The organism is Streptomyces echinoruber (assembly GCF_014651135.1).
Taxonomy (GTDB): Bacteria; Actinomycetota; Actinomycetes; order Streptomycetales; family Streptomycetaceae; genus Streptomyces; species Streptomyces echinoruber.
On the sequence record NZ_BMWH01000032.1, the window covers coordinates 38,222 to 53,020 of the forward strand.

Consider the following 14,799-nt stretch of genomic DNA (forward strand, 5'->3'; position numbering starts at 1 on the left):
GGTGGGTCATGGCGTCGCTGACGTACGAGCTCACGCTCGCCGGACTGTCGGTGGGCAGCGCCGCCGCGCTCACCGGGGTCGGCCTGATCGTGACGTACCGCGCGACCGGGGTGCTGAACTTCGCGCACGGCGCGCTCGCCATGGTCTGCGCCTACGCGCTGCGGCAGTGCGTGGTCGGGTGGGGCTGGCCGCTGTGGCTGGGGGCGGCGGTGACGCTGGTGGTGCTGGCCCCCGGCCTCGGCGTGCTGCTGGAGCGCTGCGTCTTCCGTCCCCTGGCCGTGCTCGGCGGTGACCCGGCGCGGACGCTGGTGGCGTCCATCGGCGTGTTCGTGCTGCTGGTGGGCGGGGCGGCGCTGGTGTGGGGACCGGGTGCCCGGGACGACGCGCCGCGGCTGGTGCCGGACGAGCCGTGGGTGCAGCTCGCGGTGGTGCTGGTGCTGGCGGCGGGCGTGGGGACGGTCCTGCGTCCTTCCGGGGGACGCTGGTGGACCCCCGGGCGCGGGACGCGGTTCGGCATCGAGCTACGGGCCGTCGTGGACGACCGGCAGCTGGCCGTGCTGGGCGGCATCGACGCCGACCGGGTGGCCGCGGCCGGCTGGGCGTTCGGCTCGTTCACGGCCGGTCTGACGGGGGTGCTGCTGGCGCCGTACGTGCGTCTGGACCCCTACGGTCTGCCGCTGCTGGTGATGGAGGTGGTGGCGGTCGCGGTGGCGGCGCGGATGCGCAGTCTGCCGGTCGCCGTGCTGGTGGCGCTGGGCCTGGGCGTGGCGCAGAGCCAGCTGACGCGGGTGCACCTCTCGGGCCGGGCGGCGCCGCTGCTGGAGGCGGCCGGCACCAACCTGTTCGTGGTCGCGCTCCTCGTCGCCGCCCTGGTGCTGCCCGGCGTGGGGGCGCGGGACACGTCGCCGCGCCCGGCGGCCGGGCGCGGGCCCGCCCCGCGCGGCGCCCGGGTCGCCGTGGGGGCGCTGTTCCTGCTGCCGCTCGGCTTCACCGGCACCGACCTGCACCTCGCCGTCCGGGTCCCGGCGCTCGGCGTCGTCCTGCTGTCGCTGGTGGTGGTGACCGGCCGGGGCGGCCAGATCTCACTCGGCCAGGCGGCGTACGCGGGCTTGGGCGCGCTCTTCACCGCCCTGCTCGCGGCCGGCCGCTTCCCGGGGCTGCCCCGCGTGCCGGAGCTCGCGGCGCTCGCGCTGGCGGTGCTGCTGGTGGCCCCGCTGGGCCTGCTCACCGGCCGGCCCGCGATCGGCCGCCGGGGACTGGCCCTGGCGCTGGCCACGTTCGCCGTCGGCGTCGGCGTGAGCCGCTTCGTCTTCGACCAGCCGTACGCCACCGACGGGCTGTCCCTGGGCCGCCCCGCGGGCTTCGAGGGCGACCGCGCGTACTACGTCCTGGAACTCGCCCTCCTGGCGGCCGCCCTGCTGTTCACGCGCGCGCTGCGCGCGGGCCGCACGGGCCGCGCCCTGGCCGCCCTGCGGGACCACGAGGCGGGCGCGGCGGCCGCGGGCGTGCCGGTGCCGTCCCTGAAACTGCTGGCCTTCGTCTGCGGCGCCGCCCTGGCCGCGCTCGGCGGCGGCCTGCTCGGCATGGGCCTGCGCGCGTTCGACCCCGGGGCCTACGACCCGGTGCGCGGCCTGCTGTGGTTCGCCGCCGTGGTGGTCCTCGGCGCCGACAGTGTCCTGGGCGCGCTGGTCGCCGCGGCCCTCCTCGTCGGTCTGGACGCCGGCACCCGCGGCGGTGTCGCCGCCGCCCTGGTCGGCGTCCTGGCCGTCTGCGTCGGCCGCTTCCCCGGCGGCCCGTACGAGGCGCTGCGCACGGCGGCCGCCCGGCTGCGTCCGCGCCGCGCCGCCCGGCTGACCCCGCTGGGCGCCCGGGTCCGCGCCCGAGTGCACGCCCGGGTGCGCCCGCCGCGCCCGCCGACGCCGCACCGGCCGGCGGTGGCGGGGGTGACGGGGGTGACCGAGATGACGGCGGTGCCGGACGCGGCGGCCCCGCGGGGGGCGGGCGGGCGCGCCCGGTGGGCGCGGCAACGCCCGGCGCGCCGTCCGGGCCGGGCCGGGAAACCCCCGGCCCGGCGGGGCGCGGCCGCGCGGCCCCCGCGGCCCGGCTCCGCGCCGGTGTCCGGGCCCGGGCCGCATCCGGTGCTCGCGGCCCGGGGCCTGCGGGTCCGCTACGGCGGGTTCACCGCCCTCGACGGGGTCGGCCTGGACGTGGCGGCGGGCCGGGTCACGGCGGTCGTGGGGCCCAACGGGGCCGGGAAGAGCACCCTGTTCCACTGCCTGGCGGGAACCCTGCGGCCCGCGGGCGGGCGGGTGCTGTTCGACGGATGGGACGTCACGCGGCTGCCCGCGCACGCCCGTACCCGGCTGGGGATCGCCCGTACGTTCCAGCAACTGGCCGTCTTCCCGACGCTGACCGTGGCCGAGAACGTGCGGATCGGTGCGGAACACGGCCGGATCGCCGACCCGGCCGCGGTGGAGCGGGCGTTGCGGCTGTTCGGGCTGGACGGACCGGTGCGGACGCTGCCCGCCGCGGGGCTGCCGACCGGCACGCTGCGGCGGGTGGAGCTGGCACGGGCGTTCGCCGGGGCGCCGCGCGTGCTGCTGCTGGACGAGCCCGCCGCCGGCCTGGACACCGCGGAGGTGGCGGCGCTCGCGCGCGTGCTGCGCGCCCTGGCGGCCGACGGGACGGCACTGCTGGTCGTCGAACACGACCTCGACCTGGTCGCCGGTCTCGCCGACGTCGTGCACGTGATGGCGGCCGGCCGCGTCGTCGCCTCCGGCCCGCCCGGCGGTGTCCTGGACGCGGCCGGCGCACGGGAGGTACGGCCATGACGCCCGTCGGGGAGGTACGGCCATGACGCCCGTCGTCGCGCTGCGGCACGCGCGCGTGCGCTACGGCCCCCTGGAGGCCCTGCACGGCGTCACCCTGGTCGCCCCCGGTCCGGGCCCGACCGTGCTGCTCGGCCGCAACGGCTCCGGCCGCAGCACCGCCCTGCACGCCCTGGCGGGGACCGTGCCCCTCTCCGGCGGCGCGGTGGTGTGGGACGGCGTGGACGTCACCCGCCTGCCCGCCTTCGCGCGGGCCCGGCGCGGCCTGTGCCTGGTGCCGGAACGGCGGGCCGTCTTCGCGTCGCTGACCGTGCGTGAGAACCTCCGGCTGGCCGCCGCGGACCCCGCCCCCGCCCTCGACGCCTGTCCGGAGCTGCGCCCGCTGCTGCCGCGCCGCGCCGGCACGCTCTCCGGCGGCGAGCAGCGTGTGCTCGCCCTCTCCCGTGCCCTGCTGGCCCGCCCGCGCGTGCTGCTGGTCGACGAGCCGGCGCAGGGCATGGCCCCGGCTCTCGCGGCCCGCACCTACGAGCTGCTGGCCGGCCTGGACGCCTGCGTGGTCCTCGCCGAGCAGCGGCTGCCGCCCGCGCTGCGCGGCCGTCGGGCGTTCGTGTACGAACTGCGCCGCGGCGCGGTCGTGTTCGCCGGAGAGGCGGCCGAACTCGCGCGCCGGGAGCGGTGACGGGCCCCGCTCCGCGGCCCCGCCCGGCCGGGTGGCCGGGCGGGGCCGCGCGCGGGGTGCGTGGCGTGCCGGGGCGTCAGACCTCCAGGCGCATCCCGGGCGCGATCACGTCGGGGTCGCCGCCGATGACGGACTTGTTGGCCGCGTACAGGCGCTGCCAGGTGGTGCCGTGGCGGGCGGCGATGCCGCTGAGCGTGTCGCCGGGGCGGACGGTGTAGTCGCCGCGGGAGGAGCCCCGGGTGGTGTTGGCCGCCGACCGCTGCGGCGTCTCCGACCGCGTCGCGGGGGCCGTCTTGGTGGTGTCGGCCTTCTTCATGGCCGCGGTGCCGTCCGGCGCGGACGCGGCGCCGGGAGCGCTGCCAAAGGCTCCGGCGCGGGCCGAGCAGACCGGCCAGGCGTCCCAGCCCTGGGCGCGCTGGACCTTGCCGGCGACGGCGATCTGCTGCTCTCGGGTGGCCTGGTCGGCGGTCGGCGCGTAGGCGGTGCCGCCGTAGGCGCGCCAAGTGCCCGCGGAGAACTGCAGTCCGCCGTAGTAGCCGTTGCCGGTGTTGATGTGCCAGTTGCCGCCGCTCTCGCACTGGGCGATACGGTCCCACACTCCGCTGTCCGCGGCTTCGGCGTTGCCCGTGGCGGCCAGTATCCCGAGGGGCGCGAGCAGCGCCGCCCCGGTGAGGGCCGCCGTCGTACGCGTCTTGCGCGCCTGGTAGCGAGTGTTATCGGCACATTCGGACATGAAACTCCCTCTCGCGCGACTCGGGGTCCCCCGAGCGGGGCGTGCCGCCCGCGTCCCTACGCGGTCGCCACGCTCCACCCCGCCCGCCGGATGCCGGACTGGCCATTCCCCGCGCCGTGGCGGCGCGGCCGACGGGCGAACCCGAGCGGTGCTCGGTGCACACGGCGGAGGAATGTAGGAAGAACAGCGAGCCGGGATCAATCACATCGCCGTCCTTCCAGGCCAGTCGGGGGTTACCGACGGTATCGTCCTTTTTCTGTCCACCCCTCTATACCCATATATACGGATTTTTTGACTACCCCTTTCCGGTTCGTGTGACCCACTTCACCGGAACCAATCGGCTTGTCCTGCCTGGGAATTGACGGGGAGTGAGGGGCTCCGCCCGGGCCGTCACCCTGTGCGCCGGATGGTTCAGTTCCGTTCGCTCTAAGGCGTGACTCCCGCCACAGATCGGCCGTTGTCTCCTTCATGAGGCCGACCGGCCGTCAGGAGGCCAACCGGTCGCACCAGCACCAGGCATCACATCCCGAGGGAGCCACCCGTGCCGCGCATGCTCGACGTCAGCGACGCCGTACGCGCCGAGATCGGCGACGAAGAAGCCGACCGGCTGCTCGCCGGAGAGAACGCCCCGGGCAGTTACGACTGCACGTCCTGCCGCACCCCGGGCCACTCCGAGCAGGAACACACCAGCACCGTGCTGTTCGTCGGCGACGAGACCGCCGTCCTCGCCTTCGCCCACGCTCGCTGCCTGCCCTCCCAGGTCGTCCAGGTCACCGAGGAGCAGCTGCGGGGCGCGGTCCGCGCCATCGCCGCCGACGGCCGCGTCCCGGCCCAGGCCGCCCCGGCCGCCCAGGCCGCTCCGGCCGGTGCCGCCCCGGCCAACTCCGAGCAGGCCGTGCTCGGGGTGACCAGCGGACTCGTCCTGGTCGCCGGGGAGTTGCACCCGGCGCTGGTGGTGGAGCCGACCTCGCCCGTGGTGCGCCCGGGCACCACCGGCCCCGGCGACGACTTCCTGCCGCTGCTCGTCGAGCACGGCTTCTCGCCCGTGGCCGAGCTGACCGCCGCGCCGCCGGTGCTGCACGGCTGGTCGGTGCTGCTCGCGATGGGCCGGCTGCACGCCGTGCTGCAGCCCGGCGCGGACGGCGGGCAGCCGGTGGCCTGGTGGCAGGCGCACCAGCCGCTGCAGGTCACCGACGGCTGGCGGGCGGCCGCCACCAAGCACCGGCAGGTACTGGTGTTCGCGGCGCCGGTCGGCTCCATCGGGCGCCAGCCGCGGGAGGACCTGCTGCGGGAGGCGCTGGACAGGGCGGCGGCGAACGGCAGGCTCGTGGGGGCCACGCTGCCGCTGGCGGGGACCTGAGCGCCCGGGGACCGGGCGGGCCCGCTCACCGTATCCATTCGGTCACCGAGTCGTTTGTCGTCACGTGTACGTATACTCCGTTTCCCACCGTCCCTCCGCCCCCGCGGGCGGGCCGACGGCCACGCCGATCTACGACGCGCTCTACGCCGAGTACGTCCGGTCCTTCCGCTCGCTGCCCGGTGACCGCAGTGGGGAGGAAAACCTGAGGTTCTCGCCGTTCGGGAAGTTCCCGCACGAGATGCGGCCCTCCTCGCTGCACGCGCCGGCGGCGCTGCCTCCCGCACGCCGGGGCTCCTGACGGCGGACGACGAGCAGAGGGGCGGCCCCCGCCATCGGGGGCCGCCCCTCTGCTCGTCGCGCCGCTCGCCGTGGCGCCTTCGCTTCTTCGCCGCTACTTCTTCTTCGCGCCGCGCCGTTCGCGCACGCGGACCGAGATGTGGATCGGCGTCCCCTCGAAGCCGAACTCCTCGCGCAGGCGGCGCTCGATGAAGCGCCGGTAGCCCGCCTCGATGAAGCCGGTGGCGAAGAGCACGAACCGCGGCGGCTTGGTGCCGGCCTGTGTGCCGAAGAGGATGCGCGGCTGCTTGCCGCCGCGCACGGGGTGCGGGTGGGAGGCGACCAGCTCGCCCAGGAAGGCGTTCAGACGGCCCGTCGGAACGCGGGTCTCCCAGCCGGCGAGCGCGGTCTCGATGGCCGGGACGAGCTTCTCCACATGCCGCCCGGTGCGCGCCGAGACGTTGACGCGGGGCGCCCAGGACACCTGGGCGAGATCGGTCTCGATCTCCCGCTCCAGGTAGTAGCGGCGCTCCTCGTCGAGGGTGTCCCACTTGTTGAAGGCCAGGACCAGGGCGCGGCCCGCCTCGACGGCCATGGTGACGATGCGCTGGTCCTGCACCGAGATCGACTCGGCGGCGTCGATCAGGACGACGGCGACCTCGGCCTTCTCCACGGCGGCCGCGGTGCGCAGCGAGGCGTAGTAGTCGGCGCCCTGCTGGAGGTGGACCCGCTTGCGGATGCCGGCGGTGTCGACGAAACGCCAGGTCTTCCCGCCGAGTTCGACGAGTTCGTCGACCGGGTCGCGGGTGGTGCCGGCGAGTTCGTTGACGACGACCCGCTCCTCGCCCGCCACCTTGTTCAGCAGCGAGGACTTGCCGACGTTGGGCCGGCCGATCAGGGCGACGCGGCGCGGGCCGCCGACGGTGGTGCCGAAGGTCTGGGCGGGCGCCTGCGGCAGCACCTCCAGCACCTTGTCCAGCATGTCGCCGGTGCCGCGGCCGTGCAGCGCGGAGACCGGGTGCGGCTCGCCCAGGCCCAGCGACCACAGATAGGCGGCGTCCGCCTCGCCGCTGGGGCCGTCCACCTTGTTGGCGCACAGCACGACGGGCTTGCCCGCCTTGCGCAGCAGCCGTACGACGGCCTCGTCGGTGTCGGTGGCGCCGACCGTGGCGTCGACGACGAAGACGACCGCGTCGGCCGCCTCGATCGCGTACTCGGCCTGCGCGGCGACGGAGGCGTCGATGCCGAGGACGTCCTGCTCCCAGCCGCCGGTGTCGACGACCTTGAAGCGGCGGCCGGCCCACTCGGCCTCGTAGGTGACGCGGTCGCGGGTAACGCCGGGCCGGTCCTCGACCACCGCCTCGCGGCGGCCGATGATGCGGTTCACCAGAGTCGACTTGCCGACGTTCGGGCGGCCGACGACGGCGACGACGGGCAGCGGGCCGTGCCCGGCCGCCTCGATGGCGTCCCCGACCTCCTCCGGGTCGAAGCCCTCGTCCGCGGCGAGCTCCATGAACTCCGCGTACTCGGCGTCACCGAGCGCCCCGTGCTCGTGCTCGTGGGCCGCCTCGGGCGCCTCCGAGCCGTCGGGCTGGATCTGGTCGTTCATGAAGTCCGTACCTCGTCGTTCATCGTGGTGATCGGTGGGGCACCGCACGCGGTGATCCACTACTGAAATGTCGCCCGGCGCCCGGTGAGGCGCCTGGCGTTTTCCAGGTGCGCGGTGAGCTGCTTCCGGATGCGCCCGGTGGCCTCGTCCAGCGCCGCGCGCGTGCGCCGCCCGCCGGAGTCCCCCGCCTGGAACGGGTCGCCGAAGACGACGTCGACGCGGTGCCGCAGCGGCGGCAGCCCCCGTATCAACCGCCCGCGCCGCTCGGAACTTCCCAGCACGGCGACCGGCACGACGGGCGCGCCGCTGCGCACCGCGAAGTAGGCGAGCCCGGCGCGCAGCGCGGCGAAGTCCCCCTCGCCGCGGGTGCCCTCGGGGAAGATCCCCAGGACGCCGCCCCGCTCCAGCACGCCCAGCGCCCGCGTGACGGCGGCGCGGTCGGCGGTGGAGCGGTCCACCTTGAGCTGCCCGATGCCCCGCAGGAACGGGTCGAGGGGGCCGACGAAGGCCTCCTTCTTGATCAGGAAGTGCACCGGGCGGGGCGCGACGCTCAGCACCATCGGGCCGTCGATGTTGTGGCTGTGGTTGACCGCGAGGATCGCCGGGCCGGTGGCGGGCACCCGCCAGGCGCCCAGCACGCGCGGCCGGAACAGCCCGTACATCAGGGGCGCGCCGATGCGCCTGCCGACCTCGGCGCTCCGCGCGGAAGGTGCCGAAGACGCCGTCACTTCCCGGCCCGCTTCTCCTCGACGAGGGTGACGACGCACTCGATGACCTGCGGCAGCGTGAGGTCGGTGGTGTCCACCTCGATCGCGTCGTCGGCCTTGGCCAGCGGCGAGGTCTTGCGGCTGGAGTCGGCGGCGTCCCGCTTCAGCAGCGCCTCGCGGGTGGTGTGGACGTCGGCGCCCTTCAGCTCGCCGCTGCGGCGCGCGGCCCGCGCCTCCGGGGAGGCGGTGAGGAAGATCTTCACATCGGCGTCCGGCAGCACGGTGGTGCCGATGTCGCGGCCCTCGACGACGATGCCGCGCTCGGCCGTCGCGGCCAGCGAGCGCTGCAGCTCGGTGATGCGGGCGCGCACCTCCGGCACCGCGCTGACCGCGCTGACCTTGGAGGTGACCTCCGGGGTGCGGATCGGACCGGAGACGTCGACGCCGTCGACGGTGATCGTCGGGTGGTTCGGGTCGGTGCCGGAGACGATCTCCGGCTTGTCGGCCGCGGCGGCGACCGCGGACGGGTCGTCGACGTCGATGCCGTTGGTCACCATCCACCAGGTCATCGCCCGGTACTGGGCGCCGGTGTCCAGGTAGCTCAGGCCGAGCTGCGCGGCCACGGCCTTCGACGTGCTCGACTTGCCCGTGCCGGAGGGACCGTCGATGGCGACAATCACGGGCTGGGCGGCGCCGTTTTCCACGGAGGGACACCTTCCTGGTGCGAGGTGCGGGCGGGATGCGGGACGCGAGGGCGCCCCGCACAAGGTTACTTGCTTCCCGGCGGCCCCCTCACGGGCGCAGGGCCCAGCCCCGCTCCCGCAGCGCGGCCGTGAGCACGGGGGCCGCCTTCGGCTCGACCATGAGCTGCACCAGACCCGCCTGCTGCCCGGTGGCGTGCTCGATGCGGACGTCCTCGATGTTGACCCCGGCCCGGCCCGCGTCGGCGAAGATGCGGGCCAGCTGGCCGGGCTGGTCGTCGATGAGGACGGCCACGACCTCGTACACGCGCGGTGCCGAGCCGTGCTTGCCGGGGACGCGCACCTGGCCGGCGTTGCCGCGCCGCAGCACGGCCTCGATACCGGCGGCGCCCTCGCGGCGCTTGGTCTCGTCGGCGGACTGCAGCGCGCGCAGCGCCCGCACCGTCTCCTCCAGGTCGGCGGCGACCTCGGTGAGCAGGTCGGCGACGGGGCCGGGGTTGGCGGAGAGGATGTCGATCCACATCCGCGGGTCGGAGGCGGCGATCCGCGTCACGTCCCGGATGCCCTGCCCGCACAGCCGGACGGCGGCCTCCTCGGCGTGCTCCAGGCGCGCGGCGACCAGGCTGGAGACCAGGTGCGGCATGTGCGAGACGAGGGCGACGGCCCGGTCGTGGGCGTCGGCGTCCATCACCACCGGCACGGCACGGCAGTGCGAGACCAGCTCCAGGGCGAGGTTGAGCACCTCGGTGTCGGTGTCCCGGGTCGGCGTCAGCACCCACGGGCGGCCCTCGAACAGGTCGCCGGTCGCGGCCAGCGGGCCGGACTTCTCCCGGCCGGACATCGGGTGGGTGCCCAGGTAGGCGGTGAGGTCCAGGCCCCTGGCCTCCAGCGCGCGGCGCGGGCCGCCCTTGACGCTGGCCACGTCGACGTAGCCGCGGGCGAGCCCGCGGCGCATGGCGTCGGCGAGCACGTCGGCCACGCGCGCGGGCGGCGCCGCGACGATCGCGAGGTCGACGGGCCCGTCCGGCGCCTCGTCGGTGCCGGCGCCGAGCGCGGCCGCCGTACGGGCCTGCTCGGGGTCGCGGTCGGCGAGGTGGACGGTGACCCCCCGCTGCGCCAGCGCGAGGCCGGCGGAGGTGCCGATGAGGCCGGTGCCGATGACGAGGGCGGTTCTCACTGGGCGATGTCCTTGCGCAGGGCGGCCGCGGCGCCCAGGTAGACGTGGTTGATCTCCGAACGGGGCCGGTCGGTCTCGACGTGCGCCAGGAGCCGTACCACCCGGGGCATGGCCCCCACGACGTCCAGCTCCTGGGCGCAGATCAGCGGCACGTCGGTGATGCCGAGCTTGCGCGCGGCGGCCGCCGGGAAGTCGCTGCGCAGGTCGGGGGTGGCGGTGAACCAGATGCTGATGAGGTCGTCCGTGGTCAGGCCGTTGCGTTCCAGGACGGCGGTGAGCAGAGCCCCGACCTGCTCGTCCATGTGACCGGCGTCGTCCCGCTCCAGTTGCACGGCCCCCCGGACCGCTCGTACCGCCACGGCGCTGCTCCTTGCTGACGTGCGTGCTGCTGTCGGTGCGTCCAGCCTAGTCAGGCCGGGTCGGGCCGCGCCCCGGCGCCCGAACGGCGAGACGGCTCGGGTGTCCCTACGAGGTCGGGTGTCCCTACGAGATCGGGCGTCCTACGGTGCCGGGCGCCCCGCAGTGCCGGGCGCCCCCACCGTGCCGGGCGCCCCGCGGTGTCAGGCGTCCCACAGCGCGCCGAGGGCCAGCAGCTCCTTTCGGTACTCGATCCGCTCGGCCCACTCGGCGGGCCAGGCCCCGGCGCCGAGGTGGGCGCCGGCGAAGGCGCCGGCCAGGCAGGCGATCGAGTCGGAGTCGCCGGCGGTGCAGGCGGCGCGGCGCAGGGCGGTGACCGGTTCGCCGGGGAAGAGCAGGAAGCACAGCAGGCCGGTGGCCAGGGCCTCCTCGGCGATCCAGCCCTCGCCGGTGGCCAGGCACGGGTCGCTCTCCGGGGACGGGTCGCGCAGGGCCGCCTCGAGCCGGTCGAGCACGGCGAGGCACTCGTCCCAGCCGCGCGCGATGAAGTGCTCGGGCGTGGGGTCCTGGGCGCGGCTCCACAGGTCGCCGAGCCAGGCGTGGTGGTAGCGGGTGCGGTTCTGCCGCGCGTACGCCCGCAACTGCCCGACCAGGGCGGCCGGCTCGGTGCCCTCGGCCAGCAGGCGCACCGCGTGCGCGGTCAGGTCGGAGGCGGCGAGCCCGGTCGGGTGGCCGTGGGTGAGCGCCGCCTGGAGCTGGGCGGCGCCGGCGCGCTGCTCGTCGCTCAGGCCGGGGACGAGGCCGACGGGCGCGACGCGCATGTTGGCGCCGCAGCCCTTGGAACCGGTCTGGCTGGCCTCCTGCCAGGGCCGGTGCGTGTCCTGGAGCAGGTCGCAGGCGCGCAGGCAGGTGTTGCCCGGGGCGCGGTCGTTCTCCGGCGACCGGTACCAGTCCACGAACTCCGCGCGCACCGGCCGCTCCAGCCCCTCCGGCGTCAGCGGACCCCGCTCGGCGGCCGTGCGCAGCCCGCGCCCGAGTGCCAGCGTCATCTGGGTGTCGTCGGTGACGAGCGCGGGCTCGGGCAGCTCCAACTCCCGCCACGGCCCGAGGGAGGCGAGGATCAGCGGCACCGACTTGAACTCGGTCGGGCGGCCGAGCGCGTCTCCGAGGGCGAGTCCGATCAGGGTTCCGGTGGCTGCCTGCTTCACGTGTACCGTCCTTCCGGCGAGTGACGCAGCACAGCCTACGAGGAACCCGTCCCGCCCTGGGGCCTGTCGTTTGGATCACGCCGCAGACGCGGGGTGATCCAGACGACAGACCCTAGAGGTCGACCTCCTTCATGAGCATGCCGACCTCGGTGTTGGACAGCCGGCGCAGCCAGCCCGACTTCTGGTCGCCCAGGGCGATCGGGCCGAAGGCGGTGCGCACCAGCTTGTCGACGGGGAAGCCGGCCGCCGCCAGCATGCGGCGCACGATGTGCTTGCGGCCCTCGTGGAGGGTGACCTCGACCAGGTAGTTCCGGCCCGTCTGGTCCACGACGCGGAAGTGGTCCGCGCGGGCGTAGCCGTCGTCGAGCTGGATGCCGTCCTTCAGGCGCTTGCCGAGGTCGCGCGGGATGGGGCCGACGATGTGGGCGAGGTAGGTCTTGGTGACGCCGTAGCGGGGGTGGGTGAGGCGGTGGGCCAGCTCGCCGTGGTTGGTGAGCAGGATGATGCCCTCGGTCTCGGTGTCCAGGCGGCCCACGTGGAACAGCCGCGTCTCGCGGTTGGTGACGTAGTCGCCCAGGCACGGCCGGCCCTCGGGGTCCTCCATGGTGGAGACGACACCGGCGGGCTTGTTGAGGGCGTAGAACTGGTACCGCTGGGTGGCGACGGTCAGCCCGTCGACCTTGATCTCGTCCTTCTCCGGGTCGACGCGCCGGCCCTGCTCGACGACGATCTCGCCGTTGACCTCGACCCGCCTCTGGTCGATCAGTTCCTCGCAGGCGCGCCGGGAGCCGAAACCGGCCCGGGCGAGCACCTTCTGCAGCCGCTCGCCCTCCTGCTCGGCGCCGGGGAAGGTCTTGGGCAGCCGGATCTCCTTGCGGCCCTCGTACCTGGCCCGATTGCGCTCCTCGAGCTGCAGCTCGTACTCGCGCGGGCGCGCGGGCGCCGTACGGCCGCGGCCCTGCCCCCTGCCCGCGCCACCCTTGGCCGGACCGCCGCCCTTGGCCGGACCGCCGGCCTTGGCCGCGCCGCCGCGCCCGGACTTCGGGCCGTCCTTGGTGGCGCCGGGGCCCACGTCGTAGCGGCGCTCCTCGGGGCGGGGCCTGCGGGGGCGGCCCTGCCCCTGCCTCTGGTCCCTGTTGTTGCCGGCACCGCGGTAGTTGCCGCGCCCGTTGTTCCTGCCGCTGCTTCGCATCAAAGGTTTCCGTCTTGGTCGTCTGCGTCGTCGGTGTCCGGGGCCGCGGGGCGGCCCGGTGCGACCGGCGCGCCGTCCTCGGGCGCGTCCGGGTCGAACGACGGCACCCCCTCCTGGGTCTCGGCCTCGATCGCCTCCGCCTCCGGCAGGAAGGGCGCGAGCTCGGGGAGTTCGTCCAGGCCGCGCAGGCCCATCCGCTCCAGGAAGTAGTTCGTCGTCCTGTACAGGATCGCACCTGTCTCGGGTTCCGTGCCCGCCTCCTCCACCAGCCCCCGCTGCAGCAGGGTGCGCATGACGCCGTCGCAGTTGACGCCGCGCACGGCGGAGACGCGGCTGCGGCTGACGGGCTGGCGGTACGCCACCACGGCGAGGGTCTCCAGGGCGGCCTGGGTGAGGCGGGCGGTCTGCCCGTCCAGGACGAGGCGCTCGACGGCCGGGGCGTACTCGGCGCGGGTGTAGAAGCGCCAGCCGCCGGCGACATGACGCAGTTCGAAGCCGCGGCCCTGCGCGGTGTACTCGTCGGCCAGCTCGCGCAGCGCGTCGGCGACCTGGCGGCGGGGCCGTTGGAGGATCCTCGCCAGGTGCTCCTCGGTGGCCGGCTCGTCCACGACCATCAGGACGGCCTCCAGGGCGGGCTTGAGGTCGAGGCCGGCGACGGCGCTGTCCGGGCCGGCCGGGGTGTCGGTGCTGCGCCGGCTCACGCCTTCTCCTCCTCCCCGGCCCCCGCCTGCGCGGGCGGCCGGTCGAACTCGTCGGTGATCCGCAGGTGGGCGTCGCCGTCGCCGCCGGTCCAGCGGACGGTCAGCTCCCCGAGGGCGGTCTCCTGCTCCAGCGCCACGGCCTTCTCCCGGTACAGCTCCAGCAGCGCCAGGAAGCGGGCCACGACGGTGAGGGTGTCGTCGGTGTCCTCGACCAGTGTGCGGAAGCTGGCCTCGCCGAGCTCCCTCAGCCGCGCCACGACGATCCCGGCCTGCTCCTGCACGCTGACCAGCGGCGTGTGGATGTGGTCGACGTACACCTGCGGCCTGGGTTTGGGCTGCATCGCCTTCACGGCGAGTCGCGCGAAACCCTCCGGGCCGATGCCGAGGACCACGTCCGGCAGCAGTGCGGCGTGGTGCGGTTCGAGCCCCACGGTCCGCGGGTACCGGCGGGCCTCCGCCTCCAGGCGCTCCCCGAAGAGGGCGGCGACCTGCTTGTAGGCGCGGTACTGCAGCAACCGCGCGAACAGCAGGTCCCGCGCCTCCAGGAGCGCGAGGTCGGCCTCGTCCTCCACCTCGGCGGCGGGCAGCAGCCGCGCCGCCTTGAGGTCGAGCAGTGTGGCGGCCACCACCAGGAACTCGGTCGTCTCGTCCAGGTCCCAGTCCGGTCCCATGGCCCGGATGTACGCCATGAACTCGTCGGTGACCTTCGACAGCGCGACCTCGGTCACGTCCAGCTTGTGCTTCGAGATCAGCTGCAGCAGCAGGTCGAAGGGCCCCTCGAAGTTCGCGAGCCGGACCGTGAAGACACCCTCGCCCTTGTCCTCGCCCTCGCCCTTGTCCTCGCCCTCGCCCTCGTTCTCGGGCGCGGGGGCCCCGGTCCGCGCACCGCCGGAGCCGGACGCGTCCGTCGCGGAGGCCGCACCGGTGTCCGGCCCGTCCTCCGGCCCGTCCTCCGGCGCGGCGGGCTCCGGCGCCGGCGCGGCGGGCGCGGCCCCGCTCTCCGGCACGTCCGGCACGGCGGACCCGGCCTCGGGCACGTCCGGCACGGCGGACCCGGCCTCGGGCACGTCCGGCACGGCGGACCCGGCCTCGGGCACGTCCGGTGCGGCGGCTTCGTTCCCCCCGTCGTCCGCCGGGACCGGCGCCGATACCGGTACCGGCGCCGGCGGGGCCCCCGAGCCGGGGGCCGTCCCGGGTCCCTTGCCCAGGGCACGCCGACGGCGGCCGTTCGGGCCGGAGGCGGGGGCGGGGGGGCCGTAGGTCATGGTCCC

At 75.4% G+C, this 14,799-nt stretch carries 14 protein-coding genes; 4 read left to right on the forward strand and 10 right to left on the reverse strand.

Annotated features, from left to right (window positions below):
- The first annotated feature begins 8 nt into the window (after positions 1-8).
- Together IE225_RS28080 and IE225_RS28085 are read left to right on the forward strand one after the other, a co-directional pair.
- Positions 9-2,831, forward strand: a complete 2,823-nt coding sequence (locus IE225_RS28080; RefSeq protein ID WP_190060434.1) for an ABC transporter permease subunit — start codon at positions 9-11, stop codon at positions 2,829-2,831.
- Between the two features lie 22 nt (positions 2,832-2,853).
- Positions 2,854-3,507 (forward strand): ABC transporter ATP-binding protein, encoded by a 654-nt coding sequence (locus IE225_RS28085; protein WP_190060435.1) that lies wholly within the window; start codon positions 2,854-2,856, stop codon positions 3,505-3,507.
- Between the two features lie 76 nt (positions 3,508-3,583).
- Here IE225_RS28085 and IE225_RS28090 read toward each other — a convergent pair whose 3' ends face one another.
- Complete coding sequence (locus IE225_RS28090) at positions 3,584-4,240, reverse strand: LysM peptidoglycan-binding domain-containing protein (RefSeq protein ID WP_190060436.1); 657 nt, start codon at positions 4,238-4,240, stop codon at positions 3,584-3,586.
- 541 nt (positions 4,241-4,781) lie between these two features.
- On the opposite strand from IE225_RS28090, the gene IE225_RS28095 reads away from it, so the two are divergent.
- Both IE225_RS28095 and IE225_RS28100 read left to right on the forward strand, forming a co-directional pair.
- Complete coding sequence (locus IE225_RS28095; RefSeq protein WP_190060437.1) at positions 4,782-5,600, forward strand: DUF8842 C-terminal domain-containing protein; 819 nt, start codon at positions 4,782-4,784, stop codon at positions 5,598-5,600.
- A gap of 64 nt (positions 5,601-5,664) precedes the next feature.
- Positions 5,665-5,898, forward strand: a complete 234-nt coding sequence (locus tag IE225_RS28100; RefSeq protein WP_190060438.1) for a hypothetical protein — start codon at positions 5,665-5,667, stop codon at positions 5,896-5,898.
- 93 nt (positions 5,899-5,991) lie between these two features.
- Here IE225_RS28100 and der read toward each other — a convergent pair whose 3' ends face one another.
- From der to IE225_RS28145, 9 genes are all read right to left on the reverse strand, one after another.
- Positions 5,992-7,485, reverse strand: coding sequence for a ribosome biogenesis GTPase Der (gene der / locus IE225_RS28105; protein ID WP_190060439.1), 1,494 nt, complete (start codon positions 7,483-7,485; stop codon positions 5,992-5,994).
- A gap of 59 nt (positions 7,486-7,544) precedes the next feature.
- A complete protein-coding gene (locus IE225_RS28110; RefSeq protein ID WP_190060440.1) occupies positions 7,545-8,252 on the reverse strand; it encodes a lysophospholipid acyltransferase family protein in 708 nt (235 codons plus the stop codon).
- Complete coding sequence (gene cmk / locus IE225_RS28115; protein ID WP_190060441.1) at positions 8,210-8,896, reverse strand: (d)CMP kinase; 687 nt, start codon at positions 8,894-8,896, stop codon at positions 8,210-8,212. The genes IE225_RS28110 and cmk overlap by 43 nt, the downstream gene beginning before the upstream one ends.
- 88 nt (positions 8,897-8,984) lie before the next feature.
- Entirely contained in the window at positions 8,985-10,070 is a 1,086-nt protein-coding gene (locus IE225_RS28120; RefSeq protein WP_190060442.1) for a prephenate dehydrogenase, read from the reverse strand.
- Positions 10,067-10,429 carry a chorismate mutase gene (aroH, locus tag IE225_RS28125; protein ID WP_190060443.1) on the reverse strand — a complete coding sequence of 121 codons (363 nt, stop codon included), beginning with the start codon at positions 10,427-10,429 and terminating at the stop codon, positions 10,067-10,069. The genes IE225_RS28120 and aroH overlap by 4 nt, the downstream gene beginning before the upstream one ends.
- Positions 10,430-10,630: 201 nt before the next feature.
- Positions 10,631-11,635: an ADP-ribosylglycohydrolase family protein gene (locus IE225_RS28130; protein WP_190060444.1), complete on the reverse strand. Its 1,005-nt coding sequence runs from the start codon at positions 11,633-11,635 to the stop codon at positions 10,631-10,633.
- A 112-nt stretch (positions 11,636-11,747) separates the two neighbouring features.
- On the reverse strand, positions 11,748-12,827 hold the full coding sequence (locus tag IE225_RS28135; RefSeq protein ID WP_190060445.1) for a pseudouridine synthase: 1,080 nt from the start codon (positions 12,825-12,827) through the stop codon (positions 11,748-11,750).
- On the reverse strand, positions 12,827-13,528 hold the full coding sequence (gene scpB, locus IE225_RS28140; protein ID WP_190060446.1) for an SMC-Scp complex subunit ScpB: 702 nt from the start codon (positions 13,526-13,528) through the stop codon (positions 12,827-12,829). The genes IE225_RS28135 and scpB overlap by 1 nt, the downstream gene beginning before the upstream one ends.
- Positions 13,525-14,793, reverse strand: coding sequence for a segregation and condensation protein A (locus tag IE225_RS28145; protein WP_190060447.1), 1,269 nt, complete (start codon positions 14,791-14,793; stop codon positions 13,525-13,527). The genes scpB and IE225_RS28145 overlap by 4 nt, the downstream gene beginning before the upstream one ends.
- Positions 14,794-14,799 lie beyond the last annotated feature (6 nt).